This window comes from Chryseobacterium sp. c4a (genome assembly GCF_009900745.1).
In the GTDB taxonomy this organism is placed as follows: domain Bacteria; phylum Bacteroidota; class Bacteroidia; order Flavobacteriales; family Weeksellaceae; genus Chryseobacterium.
In genome coordinates this window covers 40860-58309 of record NZ_WXVU01000014.1, presented here as the reverse complement: position 1 = coordinate 58309, position 17450 = coordinate 40860, and the positions used below count along the sequence as shown (strand labels likewise).

At 36.2% G+C, this 17450-nt stretch carries 16 protein-coding genes; 4 read left to right on the top strand and 12 right to left on the bottom strand.

What is annotated here, in order from left to right; all coding sequences use genetic code 11:
* Window position 1: 1 nt before the first annotated feature.
* The 4 genes from GTR01_RS17290 (at window position 2) to GTR01_RS17275 (ending at window position 2890) form a co-directional block, all read left to right on the top strand.
* Window positions 2-1003, top strand: coding sequence for an endonuclease/exonuclease/phosphatase family protein (locus GTR01_RS17290; protein ID WP_228452271.1), 1002 nt, complete (start codon window positions 2-4; stop codon window positions 1001-1003).
* Between the two features lie 73 nt (window positions 1004-1076).
* A complete protein-coding gene (locus GTR01_RS17285) occupies window positions 1077-2048 on the top strand; it encodes an endonuclease/exonuclease/phosphatase family protein (protein WP_160139027.1) in 972 nt (323 codons plus the stop codon).
* Window positions 2049-2052: 4 nt separating this feature from the next.
* Entirely contained in the window at window positions 2053-2415 is a 363-nt protein-coding gene (locus GTR01_RS17280) for a hypothetical protein (protein WP_160139026.1), read from the top strand.
* Between the two features lie 28 nt (window positions 2416-2443).
* On the top strand, window positions 2444-2890 hold the full coding sequence (locus GTR01_RS17275) for a hypothetical protein (protein ID WP_160139025.1): 447 nt from the start codon (window positions 2444-2446) through the stop codon (window positions 2888-2890).
* Between the two features lie 179 nt (window positions 2891-3069).
* On the opposite strand, the gene GTR01_RS17270 is transcribed toward GTR01_RS17275, so the two are convergent.
* The 12 genes from GTR01_RS17270 to GTR01_RS17215 all read right to left on the bottom strand — a co-directional run bounded on the left by GTR01_RS17270 (window position 3070) and on the right by GTR01_RS17215 (window position 17449).
* The gene (locus tag GTR01_RS17270) at window positions 3070-4584 is read right to left on the bottom strand and encodes a GH3 auxin-responsive promoter family protein (RefSeq protein WP_160139024.1); all 1515 of its coding nucleotides are present in this window, start codon (window positions 4582-4584) and stop codon (window positions 3070-3072) included.
* A gap of 105 nt (window positions 4585-4689) precedes the next feature.
* On the bottom strand, window positions 4690-5100 hold the full coding sequence (locus GTR01_RS17265; protein WP_027372869.1) for a BrxA/BrxB family bacilliredoxin: 411 nt from the start codon (window positions 5098-5100) through the stop codon (window positions 4690-4692).
* Window positions 5101-5545: 445 nt separating this feature from the next.
* Complete coding sequence (locus tag GTR01_RS17260) at window positions 5546-5992, bottom strand: GatB/YqeY domain-containing protein (RefSeq protein ID WP_045492289.1); 447 nt, start codon at window positions 5990-5992, stop codon at window positions 5546-5548.
* A gap of 95 nt (window positions 5993-6087) precedes the next feature.
* On the bottom strand, window positions 6088-7992 hold the full coding sequence (ftsZ, locus tag GTR01_RS17255; RefSeq protein ID WP_160139023.1) for a cell division protein FtsZ: 1905 nt from the start codon (window positions 7990-7992) through the stop codon (window positions 6088-6090).
* A 91-nt stretch (window positions 7993-8083) separates the two neighbouring features.
* On the bottom strand, window positions 8084-9469 hold the full coding sequence (gene ftsA / locus GTR01_RS17250; RefSeq protein WP_160139022.1) for a cell division protein FtsA: 1386 nt from the start codon (window positions 9467-9469) through the stop codon (window positions 8084-8086).
* An 84-nt stretch (window positions 9470-9553) separates the two neighbouring features.
* Complete coding sequence (locus tag GTR01_RS17245; protein WP_160139021.1) at window positions 9554-10531, bottom strand: cell division protein FtsQ/DivIB; 978 nt, start codon at window positions 10529-10531, stop codon at window positions 9554-9556.
* Between the two features lie 65 nt (window positions 10532-10596).
* Window positions 10597-11955 (bottom strand): UDP-N-acetylmuramate--L-alanine ligase, encoded by a 1359-nt coding sequence (gene murC, locus GTR01_RS17240; RefSeq protein ID WP_160139020.1) that lies wholly within the window; start codon window positions 11953-11955, stop codon window positions 10597-10599.
* Between the two features lie 8 nt (window positions 11956-11963).
* A complete protein-coding gene (gene murG, locus GTR01_RS17235; protein ID WP_160139019.1) occupies window positions 11964-13067 on the bottom strand; it encodes an undecaprenyldiphospho-muramoylpentapeptide beta-N-acetylglucosaminyltransferase in 1104 nt (367 codons plus the stop codon).
* Between the two features lie 59 nt (window positions 13068-13126).
* Complete coding sequence (locus GTR01_RS17230; protein ID WP_160139018.1) at window positions 13127-14365, bottom strand: FtsW/RodA/SpoVE family cell cycle protein; 1239 nt, start codon at window positions 14363-14365, stop codon at window positions 13127-13129.
* A gap of 22 nt (window positions 14366-14387) precedes the next feature.
* Window positions 14388-15725: a UDP-N-acetylmuramoyl-L-alanine--D-glutamate ligase gene (gene murD, locus GTR01_RS17225; RefSeq protein ID WP_160139017.1), complete on the bottom strand. Its 1338-nt coding sequence runs from the start codon at window positions 15723-15725 to the stop codon at window positions 14388-14390.
* 61 nt (window positions 15726-15786) lie between these two features.
* Window positions 15787-17028, bottom strand: coding sequence for a phospho-N-acetylmuramoyl-pentapeptide-transferase (gene mraY / locus GTR01_RS17220; RefSeq protein ID WP_160139016.1), 1242 nt, complete (start codon window positions 17026-17028; stop codon window positions 15787-15789).
* A gap of 43 nt (window positions 17029-17071) precedes the next feature.
* A complete protein-coding gene (locus tag GTR01_RS17215; protein WP_160139015.1) occupies window positions 17072-17449 on the bottom strand; it encodes a four helix bundle protein in 378 nt (125 codons plus the stop codon).
* Window position 17450 lies beyond the last annotated feature (1 nt).

Sequence of the window (17450 nt, the reverse complement as noted above, 5' to 3'; positions counted from 1 at the left end):
TGTGAAGATTTTCCGACTTATACTATTGATCCTGCATGTAGGAATCCTATTTCTGTTGCTGGGTTCGTTATTGAATGCTTATATCCCGCCTAAAATATTTCCGTGGTTTAATCTGCTGTCTTTGGGATTTCCGATTCTTATCAGCCTGTATATTATTTTAACCATATTTTGGGTCTTTAGCTGGAAAAAAAGAGCCTTTGTATTCATGTTTGTGGGATTAGCGTTTATTAATCCTATAAAACGATGGGTTAATTTTTCTTCTGAAAATAAAGTAAATTCAAGTTCTATAAAAATTGTGTCCTTTAATATAAAAGCAGGACTTATGGGAAAGGAAGAGCTTCTCAATTATCTGAAAGCTCAAAATGCGGATGTTATTCTTTTACAGGAAGATGGAGGAATGGAATATCCAACCCTAAAAGACTATAATAGAACCAAATCAAATGGGTTTTTAACAATCCTGACGAAATATAAACTCTCCAACGAAAAAGTAATCTATTCCGAAGACGAAAGTACAAGCTTGCCGGGTGGCCTTCAGGCAGATATTGAAATAAAAGGTAAGACCTATAGATTTGTTGATGTATATCTTTATCCATTTCAATTTGAAAAAGAGATGGTTAAGCTTAATGGTAATTCTGATGCTAATGAGAAAAAAGTAAAGAATGTTGTAAGAAAATTAATTCCGACTTTCAAAAAACATCAGGATCAGGTAAAGAATATCAGCCAAGCTATAGAAAACTCTCCATATCCTGTTGTTGTAGCCGGAGATTTTAATTCTGTTCCCAATTCTTATGAGTATTATCACTTGTCAGACGGGCTTGAAGATGCATTTATGGCTACAGGAAGAGGAAGTGCAACCAGCTTTCATGATTATAAGTTTCCAATTAGGATAGACTATGTTTTTTCATCAAAATCATTAAAGGCTGTTTCCTATGTCGTTGACCGTTCTGTCAGTATTTCAGATCATTATCCGGTAATTTCTGAGCTTTCTTTGAACGGGGAATAATCATAAAAATAGTTAAAATTTGATCGCTTGGTAGGGTTTTTGCTTAAAAAAAGAGTACCAAGACCGTTTTTTCATGAAGTCGAATCAGATATTACTATTTATACATATCGCTGTTGCTGTTTTGCTGTTATGTACCCTGGGAAATGCTTGGGTTCCGCCAAATCTTTTGGGGAACCTGAATTTGTTGTCTCTTGGTTTTCCTTATCTGATATCGGTACACATTATTCTTACCCTGGTATGGATGATCAAAAAGAATAAAATAGCGATTGCTTTTGCATTAGGAACATTGCTTTTTTATAATCCGATACGAAGATGGGTCAATTTTTCTCCTCAAACAGATAAAGTCAAAACAATACGAGATATTAAAGTTCTTACTTTTAATGTAAAATATGGTGATTATGGATGGGATAAGGTAAAGAATTATATTAAAGAGCAGGATCCGGATATTATTTTGGTTCAGGAGAAAGATACGAACCGTGCTTTAAGACAGGATCTTGTAAAATATCCTTCAGTTATTCTAAAGACAAAACATAAAATTGTAAGACAAGCAGAGATCATAGAAGATAAATCAAGAGGAAATTCTTTCTATGCGGATGTCGACATTAACGGAAAGATCATAAGAATTGTAAATGTTTATCTGGAGCCTTTCAGACTTCAGAAAACAATGTTTACCAAGTTAGATGCGATGGGAATAGGAAATGTATCTAATCTTCTTTCTCACATGATTCCTACTTTTCAGGCTCATGAGGATCAGATTAAAAAGATCAGAAAAGCGATTGATTTTTCTCCTTATCCGGTAATCTTAGCTGGAGACTTTAATTCTGTTCCGAATTCGTATGAATATTATAATCTGGGAAAAAACCTTCAGGATGCATTTTTAACGGCAGGAAAAGGGAGTGCTTCAAGCTTTCATGATTATAAAGTTCCTTTAAGAATTGATTATATTTTCAGTTCAAAATCAATTATCCCATTAAGCTATAAAGTAGATCACTCTGTAGAATTATCGGATCATTATCCAGTAATTGCAGAATTTCTGCTAAATTAGTTCCATGAAAAATTTACTGTTTGCTATTTTTGTTTTTACTCTTCTTTGTACAGCTTGTTCCAAGAAAGATTCTCCGGGATTTTTAGCTGAACAGGATGTGAAAATTCATTATGATACAGTTGCTGTAGATTCATTTTCAAATGGTGCTGTTACCGTAGATATTGCCCGTAAGATTAAGATGTCTTCACCTCAGTATCTGGACTCGGTAAAACAGGCTAAAAAAGCTTTGGAAGAAGAGAAGAAACTGAAAGCTGAGCTTGAAAAAGAAAATAAAGCAAAAGCAGAGGAGGAAAAGAAAAAAGCAGACGCTGAAAAGAAGAAGAAAACTGCTGAAACTCCTTCTTCCACTGAAACCAAAACAGAATAAACTAACAACATTTTTAAAAATATACAATATGAAAAAGCAAATTCTTGCAGCAATTGCGATCTCAGTATTCGCAGTAGCCTGCACAAAATCAACATCAAAGACTGAGCAGGTAGAAAATGCAGATGGATCTGTTACGACTACAACTACAACCGTTACTGAAACTTCTCCTCATATAGTTGATTCGGCGAAAGTAAACGAAGCTAAGGAAAAAGTGGATGCCAAGTTGGATCAGGCAGGAAATAAAATAGATAACGCTGCTCAAAAAGCTAAAGATAAAATTGATGCTACTGCAGATAAAACAAAGCAAGACCTTAACAAGGCAGGGCAAGATATCAAAACAGAAGCCAACAAAGTAGGGAAGGATATTAAAACCGGAGCTCAGGAAGCAGGAAAAGATGCTAAAGAAGCTGCGAGAAAAGGGGCTTCGAAAGTAGAAGATGCTGCTAAAAAATTAAAAGAAGATTTAAGCAAATAAAAAATAAACCCGCAACTGAATTCAGCTGCGGGTTTATTTTTATGGCTGGAAGTCAGAAGAGGGAAGCTGGAAGTGCCTTCTCCCTCTAACTATAGTCATTGTAAGTGAAAATCCTTCTACTTTACTTCAAAAGAAAAATATCAGTTGTCTAAAGGATCCTCCATCTTCCATCCTTTCTTCTATTTATTAAGTTCCAGTAAAGGTTCTATGTATTCTCTATCATTACTCAATCTAGGGACTTTATTCTGGCCACCAAGTTTACCTTTGGATTCCAGCCAGTGATAAAACAGATTGTCTTTGGCAATATGAACAATAGGTCTTCTTAGGGTCATATTATTATACCTTTTGGCTTCGTAATCCGAATTGATTTTCTTTAAATGCTGATCAAAAGCATCAATAAAGCTATCCAAATTATCCGGACGTTGGCTGAATTCAAAGATCCATTCATGAGCACCGCCCTCATTTTCTTTCATAAAGACAGGAGCGCCTGTAAAATCTGTAATTTGAGCACCTGTTAGTTCGCAGGCTTTAGACAATGCAGATTCTACATTAGTAATCATTAATTCCTCTCCAAAAGCATTGATATAATGTTTCGTTCTTCCTGTAATTTTTATTCTGAAAGGATTGATAGAAGTAAATACAACCGTATCACCAATCAGATATCTCCATAATCCACCATTGGTGGTGATGACCATGGCATAATTTTTTCCAATTTCCACATCTTCTAAGCTTACCACTTTAGGATTAGAAAAATGGAATTGATCCATTGGGATAAACTCGTAGAATATTCCATAATCAAGCATCAAAAGCATTTCGTCACTATTAGATCTATCTTGTATTCCGAAGAAGCCCTCCGATGCATTGTAAATTTCGTAGTAATTGATGTTTTTTCCGATGATCTGACGGAATTGTTCCCTGTAGGGCTTAAAACTTATTCCACCGTGGAAAAACACCTCCAAATTAGGCCATAGTTCTGAAATACTTCCTACATTGGTTTCGTTCAGTACTCTTTGCAAGAGAACCATCATCCAGCTTGGTACACCAAGGATGCTTCCTACATCTTCATTTTTTACTTCTGAAGTGATTGCTCTAAGCTTGCTCTCCCATTCGCCCATCAAAGAAACCTTTTTGCTTGGTGTGGTCGTAATTTCTACCCAGAACGGAAGGTTATCAATTAAAATAGCGGAAAGATCCCCAAATTTGGTGTTAAAATCTGCGTATAATTCTGAACTTCCACCTAAACGTAAGTTTTTATAATTAAACAATTGATTTTCAGGATGATTATTGGCGTAAATAGACACCATGTCTTTTCCGGCCTTCATATGGCAGTATTCAAGGCTTTCTGCAGAAATGGGGATAAATTTACTCTTAGCATTAGTAGTCCCGGAAGATTTAGCAAAATGTTTAATCAGTCCTGGCCAGCTTACATCTCTTTGTCCCTGCCTTGCTTTTTCAATATAAGGTTCCATTTCTTCATAGGTAACAATCGGAACTTTATTTTTAAAGTCCTGATAGCTTGAAATGGAGTTGAATCCATGCAATTTACCATATTCAGTATCCTCCGCATGAAACAGTTGGGAAAATAGTATACCCTTCTGAGTCTCAATGGGATGATCCATGAAATTCTGAATCTGATCTATCCTTTGACGGATAAACCAGTTGACTACGGTATTAAAAAGTGCTTTGGTTGCCATTCCAACAAATATAATAATATTTGAATGTTTAGAGAATTTTTTATAGGCATAAATAAAAAAACCGTTACAAAATTTGTAACGGTTTAGTATCTAGTTTATTGTTTCTTAGCAGTACTCATCATAAGCAGCCTGAAGGTTTGCAGCAATTGCTCCTGCAGGATTTCCTTCAATATGATGTCTTTCCAGCATGTGAACCAATTCTCCATCCTTGAAAAGTGCTACACAAGGAGAACTTGGAGGAAATGGAGCAAGGTGTTTTCTTGCTTCTACTACAGCTTCAGTGTCAAACCCTGCAAATACGGTAGTTAAGTGATCAGGTTTTTTATCTCCTGTTAAAGAGTAAACTACCCCAGGTCTTGCAGCACCAGCTGCACATCCGCATACGGAGTTGATTACTAAAAGAGTTGTTCCGGATTGCTTTAAAGCATCTTCTACCTGAGCAGGAGTTGTTAAATCCTGGAAACCTTTATCTGTAAGTTCAGCCTTCATAGGCATTACTAAATCTGTTGGATACATAAATTTTGTTTTTTATCACTACAAAGTTAAACAATTCTTTAGTTTTGGTCAATATATAATAACTATGAGTGGATTAGGTATATAAAATTAATCAAATGTTAATATTGCAATAATATTCATAAAAATGTGAATTAAAATCAGGAATAATGAAATATTTTTATTAAATTTGAAATGATTCTGAAAAACAGACGACCATGAAAAAAACATTTAAGGCTTTCCCTCAAGCAATCAATCACTTAATACTGTCTGAAATATGATCGTATCTAAACTCTTTTTTTAAAGTTTTTTGAATCAATTGACTTTAATATCCAAAAAAATGAAGCCCGAGACTCAAAAAAGTCCCGGGCTTCTTAATCAAATCGATATGCAAAGGTTGTATATCCTTAGTTATGGAATGAGATAGATGTTTTGAATCCGGAAATCCGAATCCTGAACTTGTATCACATTATGAAAGGAGCTTTTTAACCATCTCGGAAATGCTTTTTCCGTCTGATTTTCCGGCTAATGCTTTTGAAGCGACTCCCATTACCTTTCCTAAATCTTTCATAGATTCAGCTCCGGTTTCTGAAATTATATTTTTAATTTCTGTTTCTAATTCTTCTGCAGAAAGCTGTTTCGGTAAAAACTTTTCAATTACCTTCATTTGAGCTTCTTCTACTTCTGCAAGATCTTGTCTTCCCTGAGCCGAAAACTGCTCAAAAGAATCTTTACGCTGTTTGATCATTCTCTGAAGAATGGCAATTTCTTGTTCTGCAGAAACTTCAGCACCTCTGGCCTCTGTTTGCAAAAGAAGAATTTGAGATTTTACAGCACGAAGAGAATCAAGGGCAACTCTGTCCTTCTCTCTCATCGCTGTTTTTATGGCTTCGCTTATTATATTTTCTAAACTCATTTTAATTAATTTACCAATGTAACAGTGTACCAATGTACCAATTATAAAATGCACAGAATTGTTACATTATTAGATTGGTACATTGTTACATTATTTTAGTCTACGTCTTTATTTAAAAATCTGTTTTCTCTGATCTGCATAGAGCCATTGTTATCAGACATATACGTGTTGATGTTTTGGTCTGATGCGTTGGTTCCGTCAATAGAGATATTTTTTCTCTTGAACGCAGGAATAGATTCGAATTCGCTTGTGCTATCAAAGCTTTGATAACGTGAATTGAATTCTTTTAATTTATTTCTTCTTTCGATTACTCTGTCCTGATCAATCGTTTTGTTCACGAAAGTGAATTCTGATTCTTCAGTTTTAGGAGTTTCGATTTCTGTTTTGTTTTCAAAAGCTGGTCTTGTTTCAACTTTTGGTTCTTCTTTTTGGTAGAACGTCTCAATTTTTTGAGCAGGCTCTGCTACAGCAGCATTTGTTGGCGTATTAAATTCCGCCTTAGGCTGTCCGTAATCTGTTTTTGGCTCATTTCTGATAGGTTCATTAACGAAGAAATTGAATTCAACAGGTTTTTCTTGTGAAGCGCTGTTGTTGAATACATTTCCAGATTGAGGGTCTTCCTTTTTATTGTCAAAATCAAAAGAGAAAGACTGAATTTCCAAATCATTTGGATCTTCCTCTTCTTCAATAGAAAGTAAGCTGTATTCTTCTTGCTCATCTTCGTTTCTCCACCCTTGTTCAGGAGTATTGATTGTATTTTCTTCTTTATCAAAGAATTTGATCTCTGTTCTGATCTCTTCTTCCTCAATAATCATTTTTTTTTCGGTAGAAGTCACATTGAACGGGGTATCATGATCTTCATCATCCAGTCTGAACAGGCTTTTTCCGCCGAAATCATGCGTTATTTCTGGCGAAGACTCTCTTTCTTCTCTTGTTTTAAAAGGAGAGGATTTTGGGGTCTCTAAATTGTCATTAAGACTGATTCTAATCTTTTCTGTTGGGCCTGAAAACTTCTTATTGTCATTAGAAAATCCTGTTGCGATAACAAGAACGCTTACTGCATCTCCTAATTCTTCATCAGCACCTACTCCAAAAATAATATCGGCTGTATTTCCAGCTTCTTTCTGGATGTGATCCATAATGATTCCGATTTCATCCATGGTAACTTCTTCCGCGCCACTTCTGATCAACAATAGTACATTTTTAGCACCTGTAATTTTGTTGTCATTCAATAACGGAGAATCTAATGCTTTTCTTACGGCTTCTTCAGCTTTATTTTCACCTGAAGCAGTACCGGTAGACATTAGAGCAGTACCAGAGTTTTGAAGCACAGATTTAGCATCTCTAAAGTCGATGTTTACATCAAAGTAACCTGTAATAACTTCTGCCATTCCTTTAGCGGCATTAGCTAATACTTCATCGGCTTTAGAAAACCCTTGTTTGAATCCAAGGTTTCCAAATTGCTGTCTTAGTTTATCATTGTTGATCACAATTAAGGAGTCAACATTATTTTTTAATTTATCAAGTCCGTTTTCGGCTTGTTCTAGTCTTCTTTTTCCTTCAAAACTGAAAGGCACGGTCACAATACCTACGGTTAAGATTCCCATATCTTTTGCTACTTTAGCAATGACAGGGGCAGCTCCGGTACCTGTACCACCACCCATTCCGGCAGTGATGAACACCATTTTCGTGTTCTGACCCATAGCAGCTTTAATATCTTCAATACTTTCAATTGCAGATTTTTCTCCTACTTCAGGATCTGCACCAGCTCCAAGACCTTCCGTGATGGAAGTTCCTAATTGAACTTTATTGGCAACAGGGTTATTATCCAGGGTTTGCGCGTCTGTATTACAGATTACGAAATCAACTCCGTGGATCCCTTTTTCGTACATATGTTTTAATGCGTTGTTTCCTCCGCCTCCTACACCGATTACTTTTATGATGGATGAATTTCCTTTTGGTAGGTCAAATGAAAATCCTTGTGTACCTATATTTTCCATAACTATACTTTTAATAATTATAATTGATAATTGATTGATGATAATTGATAAGGAAAAGATCGTTTATCGCTTATCATTCACCATTTATAATTTACTCTACTTCTTCAAAGAATTTTTTTACTTTTTCCATAAGCGATTGGCCAAAGGTCAATCTCGCTTTTCTGTTTTCCTGCTTTTCATTGGCAACCGGTTGTTCCTGAACAGGAGTAGCGGTCGGCTGAACGGGTTGAACAGTTTCTGCTTGTACAGGAGCCACTTCAGGCTTAGTCTGCTCTTTGATGATTTCTTCTATATCATCAACAGTCTGTTTTTTATCCCTGATCTTCAAACTCTCCATCAGTAACCCAATAGAAGTAGCAAATTCAGGGCCTTTCAGGTACTGATTTTTATCGTTGGCGATATATTCATTCGCAAAACCGATTCTGCTGTCAAAACCTGTTGTATAGTTGGCCAGCTGTCTAAGATGCTTCAAGTTTGATCCACCCCCTGTAAGAACGATTCCGGCAATCAGCTTTTTCTTTTGTTCAAAGGCTCCGTATGCTTTTAATTCGGTGTTTACCATTTCTAAAATTTCTTCTACTCTTGCATTGATGATTTGTGCAAGGGTTTTTAAAGAGATTTCTTTATCTGGTCGCCCATGAAGCCCCGGAATTGTTACAAAAGTACTGTCTTTTTCTAATTCAGGCACAGCCGAACCGAATTTTACTTTCAATTGTTCAGCATGTTTTTCAATAATGGAGCATCCTTCTTTGATATCTTCCGTAATAATTCCGCCTCCGTAAGGGATTACGCAGGTATGACGGATGATATTGTCTTTGAAGATAGCAATATCTGTGGTTCCCCCTCCAATGTCTACAATGGCTACTCCGGCTTCTTTCTCTTCTTTGGTAAGAACAGCTTCTGAAGAGGCTAATGGTTCTAAAGTGAGGGCTTCCATTTCTAGACCGGCTTCACGAACGCATCTTGCAATATTACGGATGCTTCCCATTTGCCCAACTACAACGTGGAAGTTAGCTTCTAAACGTTTTCCGTGCATTCCTACCGGCTCTTGAATTTCACCTTCGGAATCCACTTTATATTCTTGTGGAAGTACATGGATAATTTCTTCTCCAGGAAGCATAACCAGTTTCTTGACCTGATCTTTTAATGCTTCAATATCATCATCTGTGATGAATTTATCCGGATGTTCACGCATAATATAATCGGAGTGCTGCAGAGAACGAATGTGTTTTCCTGCAATACCTACCGTAACTTTGCGGATAGGAACCCCGGCACTGGATTGTGCCTCGGATACTGCAGCCTTGATTGAATTAATTGTTTGTGAAATATTATTCACAATACCTTTATGAACACCAAGACTTTTAGCTTTTCCTACACCGAGAACTTCTATTTTCCCGTGTGCATTCCTTCTTCCGACAATCGCGACTATCTTTGTTGTCCCGATGTCCAGACCTACTGAATACTCTTGATTTTCCATTTTTATATCGATTTGATTTTTTCTACTTTTTCCATACAGGACTACATCCTGCTTTGTGTTACATAGCCCTTTTAAGACTCTTTTTTATTCTATTTTCACCTTTGGTTTCGGCTTTGGTTTGGACTGTACCGGGGCCGCTGTTTTTTTCTCTGTTTTCTTAGCTTCTTTTGCCTGTGTTTTCGGTTTTGTGCTCTCTTTCGGTTTTACTGAAGTTGAGTTTGTTTTTTTTGTTTCGGCTATTTTGGGCTTTGCCTCTGTTTTTTTGGCTGCAGCTGTGAGTGCCGGAGCTTTTGCCATTTCTAATTTACCAGCCTTCAGGATACTGTCGTTTTCCTTGAAGTGCGGATTGAGAGTGGTTACAATCTGATTCTGATATTTTACAGAAACCATATTATATTTCTGAGGATCCTGATATACCAGATATTTTTCCACAAATGTTTTAAATCCTTTTACTTTAAAATCAATATTGTCAAGATCTCCAATTTCCACTTTATAGTTTCCTTCACTGGTCAGAAGACTGTAATTGTCTTTAGTTTTTGAAATTCCGATAAAAAACTTCTTACTGAAGTCATCATTATCAATTTTTCCAACCAATTCTGCCAGTTTTTCATACTCATCTGGTTGTACATTTCCTGTGACCAACATACAAGGGTGTGAATAGGTTCTTGAAATAGGAAACTCAATACCTTTTTCATCCACATAAAAGTCTTTCCCATCTTTATTGAGTCTGAAAACAGGAACTCTCTGTTTGATATCCAGATTAAGTTTTCCGTTTAGATTCAGATATACATTGGCACTGTCAACAGCTGGAAGGGAGTTGATCTTTTTTTCTAATACCGGAATATTAAGATCTCCTACTTTTCCTGACGGATTCTCCTTTCTTACAATTTCTCTGATATCTTTTTCATCAACAAAGTAAACGGGAGTTCTTTCATTCATTTTTACAGAAATCTTATTATCCGTAATCTTCTGGCCACCGAATCTCTTCAACGAGAAACTCAGTAACAACCCTAGGATGATTACCGTGATAACAATTTTTAATATTCTGTACTTATTTTTCATACATTTTTTGTATTCATGTATTTATGTAAAATGTATTCATGAATACGTAAATACATTATTACTGTTTACAATTTATTTAGCCATTCGCAGATCGGGTCATATAGGGTGTCTATATTTCCGGCTCCTACGGTGAGAAGGATATCAAAATCTTTTTCTTTTATTTTTTCAAAAGCATCGGATAAAGTTGATACTTCTTTTTTGTCTAATGTTACTTTTTCCAGCAGCCAGCTTGAAGTGATTCCTTCAAAATTCTCCTGAAGTTCTCTAGCTGGATAGATATCCAATAAGATCAGTTCATCCGCATTGCTCAGGCTTTCTGCAAATCCGTCTGCAAAATCTCTTGTTCTGCTGAACAGGTGAGGCTGGAAGGCTACCAATAGCTTTTTATTAGGATAAAATGTTTTGATAGAGCTCATTACCGCATTGATTTCTGTTGGGTGGTGAGCATAATCATCTATATAAATTTTACCATTTTCGTAAAAATGTTTGGTATATCTTCTTTTAATTCCCTTAAAATTGGCAATTGCCTTTTTCAGCGTATCAAAATCTGCGCCCAAATTGTGCAAAATAGCTAATGCTACAGTAGCATTTTCTACATTATGGATTCCTGGGATCTCCCAAACGAAATCTTTTATAGTTTCTGTTGGGGTGTGGAAGTCAAAATAAATCTTATCATGATCCATTCTCAGGTTGTCTGAGTAATAATCTGCCTTTTCATTAACAGCGTAAGTTTGATGTCCTCTTCCGATTTCAACACCTTTTCTTACGAATAGTTGTTTGTCTTCAGGAACTAAGGCTGCAAACTGTCTGAAACCTTCTTCAATATGGCTTTTATCTCCATAAATATCCAAATGGTCTGCATCTGTAGAAGTTACCACAGCCCAATCCGGAGAAAGGTTTAGGAAGCTTCTGTCATACTCATCTGCTTCCACTACAGAATAGGTAGAACCGTTATAAAGAAAGTTTGACTTAAAGTTTTCAGAAATACCGCCTAAAAAGCATGAAAAAGGAAGATTTGCTTCTTTACATAAGTGAGAAACAAGGGTAGAAGTTGTCGTCTTCCCATGAGTTCCTGCTACAGCGATACAATCTGTGTTCTCAGTGATTAATCCTAAAACTTTAGCACGTTTTAAAACTTCAAACTGATTGTGATTGAAGTAATCTAAAATTCCAAGCGTTTTGATGGCTGGAGTGTAGATGATCAGTGTATCTTCTTTTTGAAGAGAAGTTATTCTTTTATCAATAAGATCTTCGAAAACAATATCAATACCTTCTTGCATCAGATTTTGAGTAAGTTTGGTGTTGGTTTTATCATAGCCTAATACTTTTTTTCCGGACGCATGGAAATAACGCGCCAAGGCACTCATTCCTATCCCTCCGATTCCAACGAAGTAAAAGTTTTGATATGTTTCTAAGTTCTTCATTTCTTCCTTTATCTATTAATCACTTTAAATATCTCATCTACAATCTCTTTGGTAGCATCAGGTTTAGCAAAATACTTTAGATTGTCGGACATTTCTTTTCTAACATTTTCATTTTCGCAGATTTCTGATAATGTATTCCAGAATTTTTCCTGCATTTCAGAGTCTTTTACCATTCTTGCTGCATTTTTTTCCACCAGGTTCATGGCATTTTTGGTTTGGTGGTCTTCTGCTGCAAAAGGGAATGGTACCAATAAGACCGGTTTTTGTGCTACTGCCAACTCTGAAATGGCAATGGCTCCCGCTCTTGAAACGATGATATCTGCTGCAGAATATGCAAGTTCCATGTCTTTGATAAATTCACGGATCAGAATATTTCTGGTTACAGTATCTTTTGTTTTTTCAATAATATCTTTATAATCAAGCTTTCCTGTCTGCCAGATGAGCTGATAGTCTTTGTCTACAATTTCTTTTAAATGAGCTTCCCAGGCATTGTTTAATGTTCTGGAGCCTAAAGATCCACCTACCGAAAGAATGGTAAGTTTATCTTTATGTAATCCCATTTTTTGTTTTGCCTGAGTGGTGTCCTGCATTCCCGTAATAATTGTGGAACGAATCGGATTTCCCAGGAATTTTATTTTTTCTGCAGGAAATCCTGCGACTTTCGGATAGGCTGTAAATATGGCTTTAGCTGCTTTACTTAAAATTTTGTTGGTTACTCCAGCATAGGCATTCTGTTCTTGAATAAAAACAGGAACTCCCAATTTGGTAGCTTCATATAAAGCAGGGCCACTTGCAAATCCTCCTGTTCCTATAGCAACATCCGGTTTGAAGTCTTTGATGATGTCTTTAGATCTGGATAAGCTTTTCAGAATCTTAAAAGGAAGTCCTAAGTTGGATAATAAGTTTCCTCTGTTGAATCCGGCGATATCAATTCCTTCAATTTTGTAGCCTGCTTGTGGAACTTTTTCCATTTCCATTTTTCCGTTGGCACCAATGAACAAAAATTCTGCATCCGGAAATCTTTTTTTGATTTCGTCAGCGATAGCGATGGCAGGGAAGATGTGTCCTCCTGTTCCTCCACCTGATAGTATTACTTTTAATTTTTTGTTCATTTTAATTAATAGGACTGTGTCCGATTTTTTGTTAAATCGTCCCTTGGGACTCTTTGGGTTTATGCGATATCGTTTATTTCCGCTATGCTTTGTTTTTTGCCCATTCCTTCTTCATCATAGATCTGAATTCTTGAGCTTATATTTAAGATAATTCCTAACTGTAAATAGGTTACCAACATTGAGGTTCCCCCATAACTAATCAATGGTAATGGTTGTCCTGTTACCGGGATCAGATTGACAGCAACGGCAATGTTTACCGATAGCTGTATAAAAATCATTACTCCGAGACTGAGCACCAGCAACGATCCGAAGAAGGCTGGCATTTTACTGGCAATCATCACAATCCTTATCATCATAATCAGATAGAGACTGATCAGGAATGCTGCTCCAATAACTCCATATTCTTCTACAATAACAGCGAAGATAAAGTCGGAGGCAGATTGTGGAAGCATTTGTTTTAATGCACTTTTTCCTGGCCCCATTCCGGTAATTCCACCATGTACAATAGCAGCTTTAGCCTGCATTACCTGATAATTTTTGGCTTTTACACTTTCATCATCGGTATCTGCTGATTTTGCTTTGCTTGATGTAAATGTTTCAATACGGCTCATCCATGTGTGAACACGGTTTCCTCCAATCATATTGGTATTCAATGCAATCAATAGGAAAAAGACAATGGCTACAAATGAGGCTGAAATAAAACCTGCAATGTATTTCCAGTGAAGCTGCCCGACAATCAAAACAATTACTGAAACCATCAGAATCATTAATGCCGTGGAACCGTTGTCTTTTGCCACTAATACAAAAACAAGAAGAATAGGCCCGAAAATATACATGATATTCTCTATAGGGAGTCTTTCTCTTGTGATCTTCTTGGTGAGATATCTGCATAAATAGATAATCAGCATCAGGAAGGCAAATGATGACGGCTGGAATGATATTGGTGTTCCCGGAATTTTTAACCATCTTGAGGCACTGGCTCCGTCAATGGTTTGTCCGGTAAACATCGTAACAATCAATAAGACAATCATCAGTCCCAACAGAATACTGCTGAGCTTTCCGATGTATTCATATTTTATCGTTCCTACAAGGCGCATAATGGCTAATCCTAAGAGAACGAAGAACATGTGTTTGATAACGTGGCCTGTAGTGGTTCCGTTATTCACAATATATTCCAGGTTTGAACTTGCAGAGTAAACAGGGAAAATAGAGAAAATGGAGATCACAAGAATGACCATCCAAAGTACTTTATCGCCCTTTAGAAATTCAAATCTGTTTTCTGTATTCTGCTCGTCCATAATTAATGCTATTTGCTTTTGGCTAATGGCTATTGGCTTTTAATACCTGCTCTTTAAACTGACGACCTCTGTCTTCATAGCTTTTGAATAAATCAAAGCTTGCACAACATGGAGAAAGTAGAACGGTGTCTCCTTTTTTGGCCAGTGATTTTGATATTTTCACGGCTTCTTCCATGCTTGAAGTATCATAAATAAACTCCTTTTTATCTTTGAAGAAATCTATAATCTTCTTATTATCAACTCCAAGACAAACAATTGCCTTTACTTTTCTTTTGACTAAATCTTCAATTTCAGTATAGTCATTTCCTTTATCTAATCCTCCAACGATCCATACGGTTGGAGTTTTCATACTTTCTAAGGCGTAGTAAGTTGCATTCACATTGGTTGCCTTACTGTCGTTGATGTATTTTACACCATCTGTTTCAGTTACGAATTCCAATCTGTGTTCTACTGCCTGAAATGTCATTAATGAATGTCTGATACTTTCATTATTGATCTTCAATATCTTACCAGCAATTGATGCTGCTAAGCTATTGGCAACATTATGGTTCCCAAGTAGGGATAATTCTTCAACTTTCATGGAGAATTCATCCTTCAATTTTACCACAATCTGATCGTCACTTACAAAACCTCCTTCAGGAAGCTGTTCCTTTGTGGAGAAAGGAATCATCTTCGCTTTTATTTCTAACTTTTCAAGCAGGTTTTTGCTCATTTCGTCATCTTTATTGTAGATGAAGAAGTTATCATTTTCCTGGTTTTCAGTGATTCTGAATTTTGCCAATGCATATTCTTCATAGTTGTAGTTATACTGATCCAGGTGATCCTGAGACAGATTCAACAATAAAGAAATATAAGGTCTGAAATTCTGAATATCATCTAACTGAAAAGAACTTACTTCCAGTACATAATATTCATGGTTTTCATCTGCAACCTGTTTTGCAAAGCTATATCCAATGTTTCCTCCTAAGCCTACGTTTAATCCATCGTTTTTCAGGATATAATAGATCAATGAAGTGGTGGTTGTTTTTCCGTTGCTTCCTGTAATGGCAATGATCTTAGCATCTGTAAATTCAGAAGCGAATTCAATTTCAGAGGAAAGTCTTATTCCTTTTTCATGAATTTTGTGGATGATCTCTGCTTTTTTCGGGATTCCCGGGCTTTTTACGATCCAATCGGCATTTAAAATCCTTTCTTCATCGTGGTTTCCTTCTTCAAATTCAATTCCATTTTCGGTAAGAAACTGCTTATAGTTATCTTTAATGGCTCCTTTATCTGAAAGAAATACTTCCAGACCTTTCTTTTTGGCCAAATAAGCAGCTCCACATCCGCTTTCTCCTCCTCCTAAAACAACTATTTTCATATTATAAAAGCTTTATGCTATAGGCTTTAAGCTTTAAGCTTATTGCTTACAGCTTTTAATTTTATCTCATTTTTAAGGTGATCAGACAAACAATTGCCAGTATTACTCCAATGATAATCATTCTGTTTACGATTTTACTTTCGTGAAATCCTTCTTTCTGATAATGGTGGTGTAATGGTGACATTTTGAATAGTCTATTGTTTTGAGCATATTCCAGCCCGTATTTTTTCTTTCTGTATTTGAAAACGATTACCTGAAGCATTACAGATAGATTCTCAATCAGGAAGATTCCGCATAAAACAGGAATCAGTAATTCTTTTCTTAAAATAATGGCTAAAACGGCAATTACTCCGCCCAGCATCAAACTTCCTGTATCTCCCATGAAAACCTGGGCAGGATAGGTGTTATACCAGAAGAATCCAATGACGGCACCTACCATTGCGACTGCGAAAATGGTGGTTTCTCCCATATTCGGCAGGAACATGATATTCAGATAGTCTGCGAAGATGATGTTCCCTGAAAGGTAGGCGAAAAGCGCAAGGGTGAGCAGTATGATGGCACTGGTTCCTGCGGCGAGACCGTCTATTCCGTCTGTGATATTGGCTCCATTGGAAACGGCTGTTACAATGAAGATCACGATAGGGATAAAGACAATCCATGCCCACTCATGGGCATCTTTTTCATTCATCCAAAACAGGATTCCGCTGTAATCAAACTCATTGTTTTTCGCGAATGGTACTGTAGAAACTGTGATTTTTTCTGTAGGCATGAAGTTTTGCTCTACGTTGTTTCTATTAACCACTTTTGCATCAGCATATTTTCTTTTAACGGTAATGTCTGGGTGGAAATACATTGTGATTCCGACAATTAAGCCTAAACCAACTTGTCCTACAATTTTGAATTTACCGCTTAATCCGTCTTTATTTTTCTTGATTTTCTTTAAATAATCATCAAGGAACCCGATAGCTCCCATCCAAAACATTGAAACCAGCAGTAAGACAATGTATACGTTTGTTATTCTTGTAAACAACAATACAGGAATAATGGTAGCCAAAATGATGATAAGACCTCCCATGGTAGGAGTTCCTTCTTTTTGCTTTTGGCCGTCCAATCCAAGATCACGGACTAATTCACCCATTTGTTTTGTTCTCAGGTAATTGATCACTCTTTTTCCGTAGACAAGAGCAATAATTAAAGAGAATAGCACAGCCATTCCGGCACGGAAGGAGATGTATTTCAACATTCCTAATCCCGGAACGTGAATTCCATGGTCGGTTAGATATTCGTATAGATAGTATAGCATGTTTCTGTTTTTTATTATTTAAAAATTTAATTTATTTAAAGATTTAAAGATTGGGTTTTTCAATATTTTCACTTAAATACTTAATAAAGTTTGATATGTTTGAAGAAACTTCTCTCGAAAGGGTAATGATTTCTTCTGCTTTATTTTGATCACCTAATTTTAATCTTTTACTTACAATTAGCATACTTCTTACTTCAGCGCAGCTGCCTTTTGCAATTTTTAAATATTTAATAAATTGTCTGTTATTATTATATTCTGAGCCTTCTGCAATATTGTTGCTAATTGAAAAACTCGCTCTTTTTATCTGGTTATTAAATTCAAATTCTTTTTCAAAACTTTGACTTTGAAGAAATGAATAAACTTTTTCAATAAGATCTAAACTTTTGATATATACTGGAAAATTTTCAAAATTCTTCGTCATA

Excerpts from the sequence above, each read along its gene's own strand:
- ftsZ (WP_160139023.1), bottom strand. The coding sequence starts at position 7,992 with ATGGAAAATATAGGTACACAAGGATTTTCATTTGACCTACCAAAAGGA.
- GTR01_RS17280 (WP_160139026.1), top strand. The coding sequence starts at position 2,053 with ATGAAAAATTTACTGTTTGCTATTTTTGTTTTTACTCTTCTTTGTACA.
- GTR01_RS17260 (WP_045492289.1), bottom strand. The coding sequence starts at position 5,992 with ATGAGTTTAGAAAATATAATAAGCGAAGCCATAAAAACAGCGATGAGA.
- ftsA (WP_160139022.1), bottom strand. The coding sequence starts at position 9,469 with ATGGAAAATCAAGAGTATTCAGTAGGTCTGGACATCGGGACAACAAAG.
- GTR01_RS17245 (WP_160139021.1), bottom strand. The coding sequence starts at position 10,531 with ATGAAAAATAAGTACAGAATATTAAAAATTGTTATCACGGTAATCATC.
- GTR01_RS17215 (WP_160139015.1), bottom strand. The coding sequence starts at position 17,449 with ATGACGAAGAATTTTGAAAATTTTCCAGTATATATCAAAAGTTTAGAT.
- murD (WP_160139017.1), bottom strand. The coding sequence starts at position 15,725 with ATGAAAATAGTTGTTTTAGGAGGAGGAGAAAGCGGATGTGGAGCTGCT.
- murG (WP_160139019.1), bottom strand. The coding sequence starts at position 13,067 with ATGAACAAAAAATTAAAAGTAATACTATCAGGTGGAGGAACAGGAGGA.
- GTR01_RS17275 (WP_160139025.1), top strand. The coding sequence starts at position 2,444 with ATGAAAAAGCAAATTCTTGCAGCAATTGCGATCTCAGTATTCGCAGTA.
- GTR01_RS17270 (WP_160139024.1), bottom strand. The coding sequence starts at position 4,584 with ATGGCAACCAAAGCACTTTTTAATACCGTAGTCAACTGGTTTATCCGT.
- GTR01_RS17265 (WP_027372869.1), bottom strand. The coding sequence starts at position 5,100 with ATGTATCCAACAGATTTAGTAATGCCTATGAAGGCTGAACTTACAGAT.
- mraY (WP_160139016.1), bottom strand. The coding sequence starts at position 17,028 with ATGCTATACTATCTATACGAATATCTAACCGACCATGGAATTCACGTT.
- GTR01_RS17285 (WP_160139027.1), top strand. The coding sequence starts at position 1,077 with ATGAAGTCGAATCAGATATTACTATTTATACATATCGCTGTTGCTGTT.
- GTR01_RS17230 (WP_160139018.1), bottom strand. The coding sequence starts at position 14,365 with ATGGACGAGCAGAATACAGAAAACAGATTTGAATTTCTAAAGGGCGAT.
- murC (WP_160139020.1), bottom strand. The coding sequence starts at position 11,955 with ATGAAGAACTTAGAAACATATCAAAACTTTTACTTCGTTGGAATCGGA.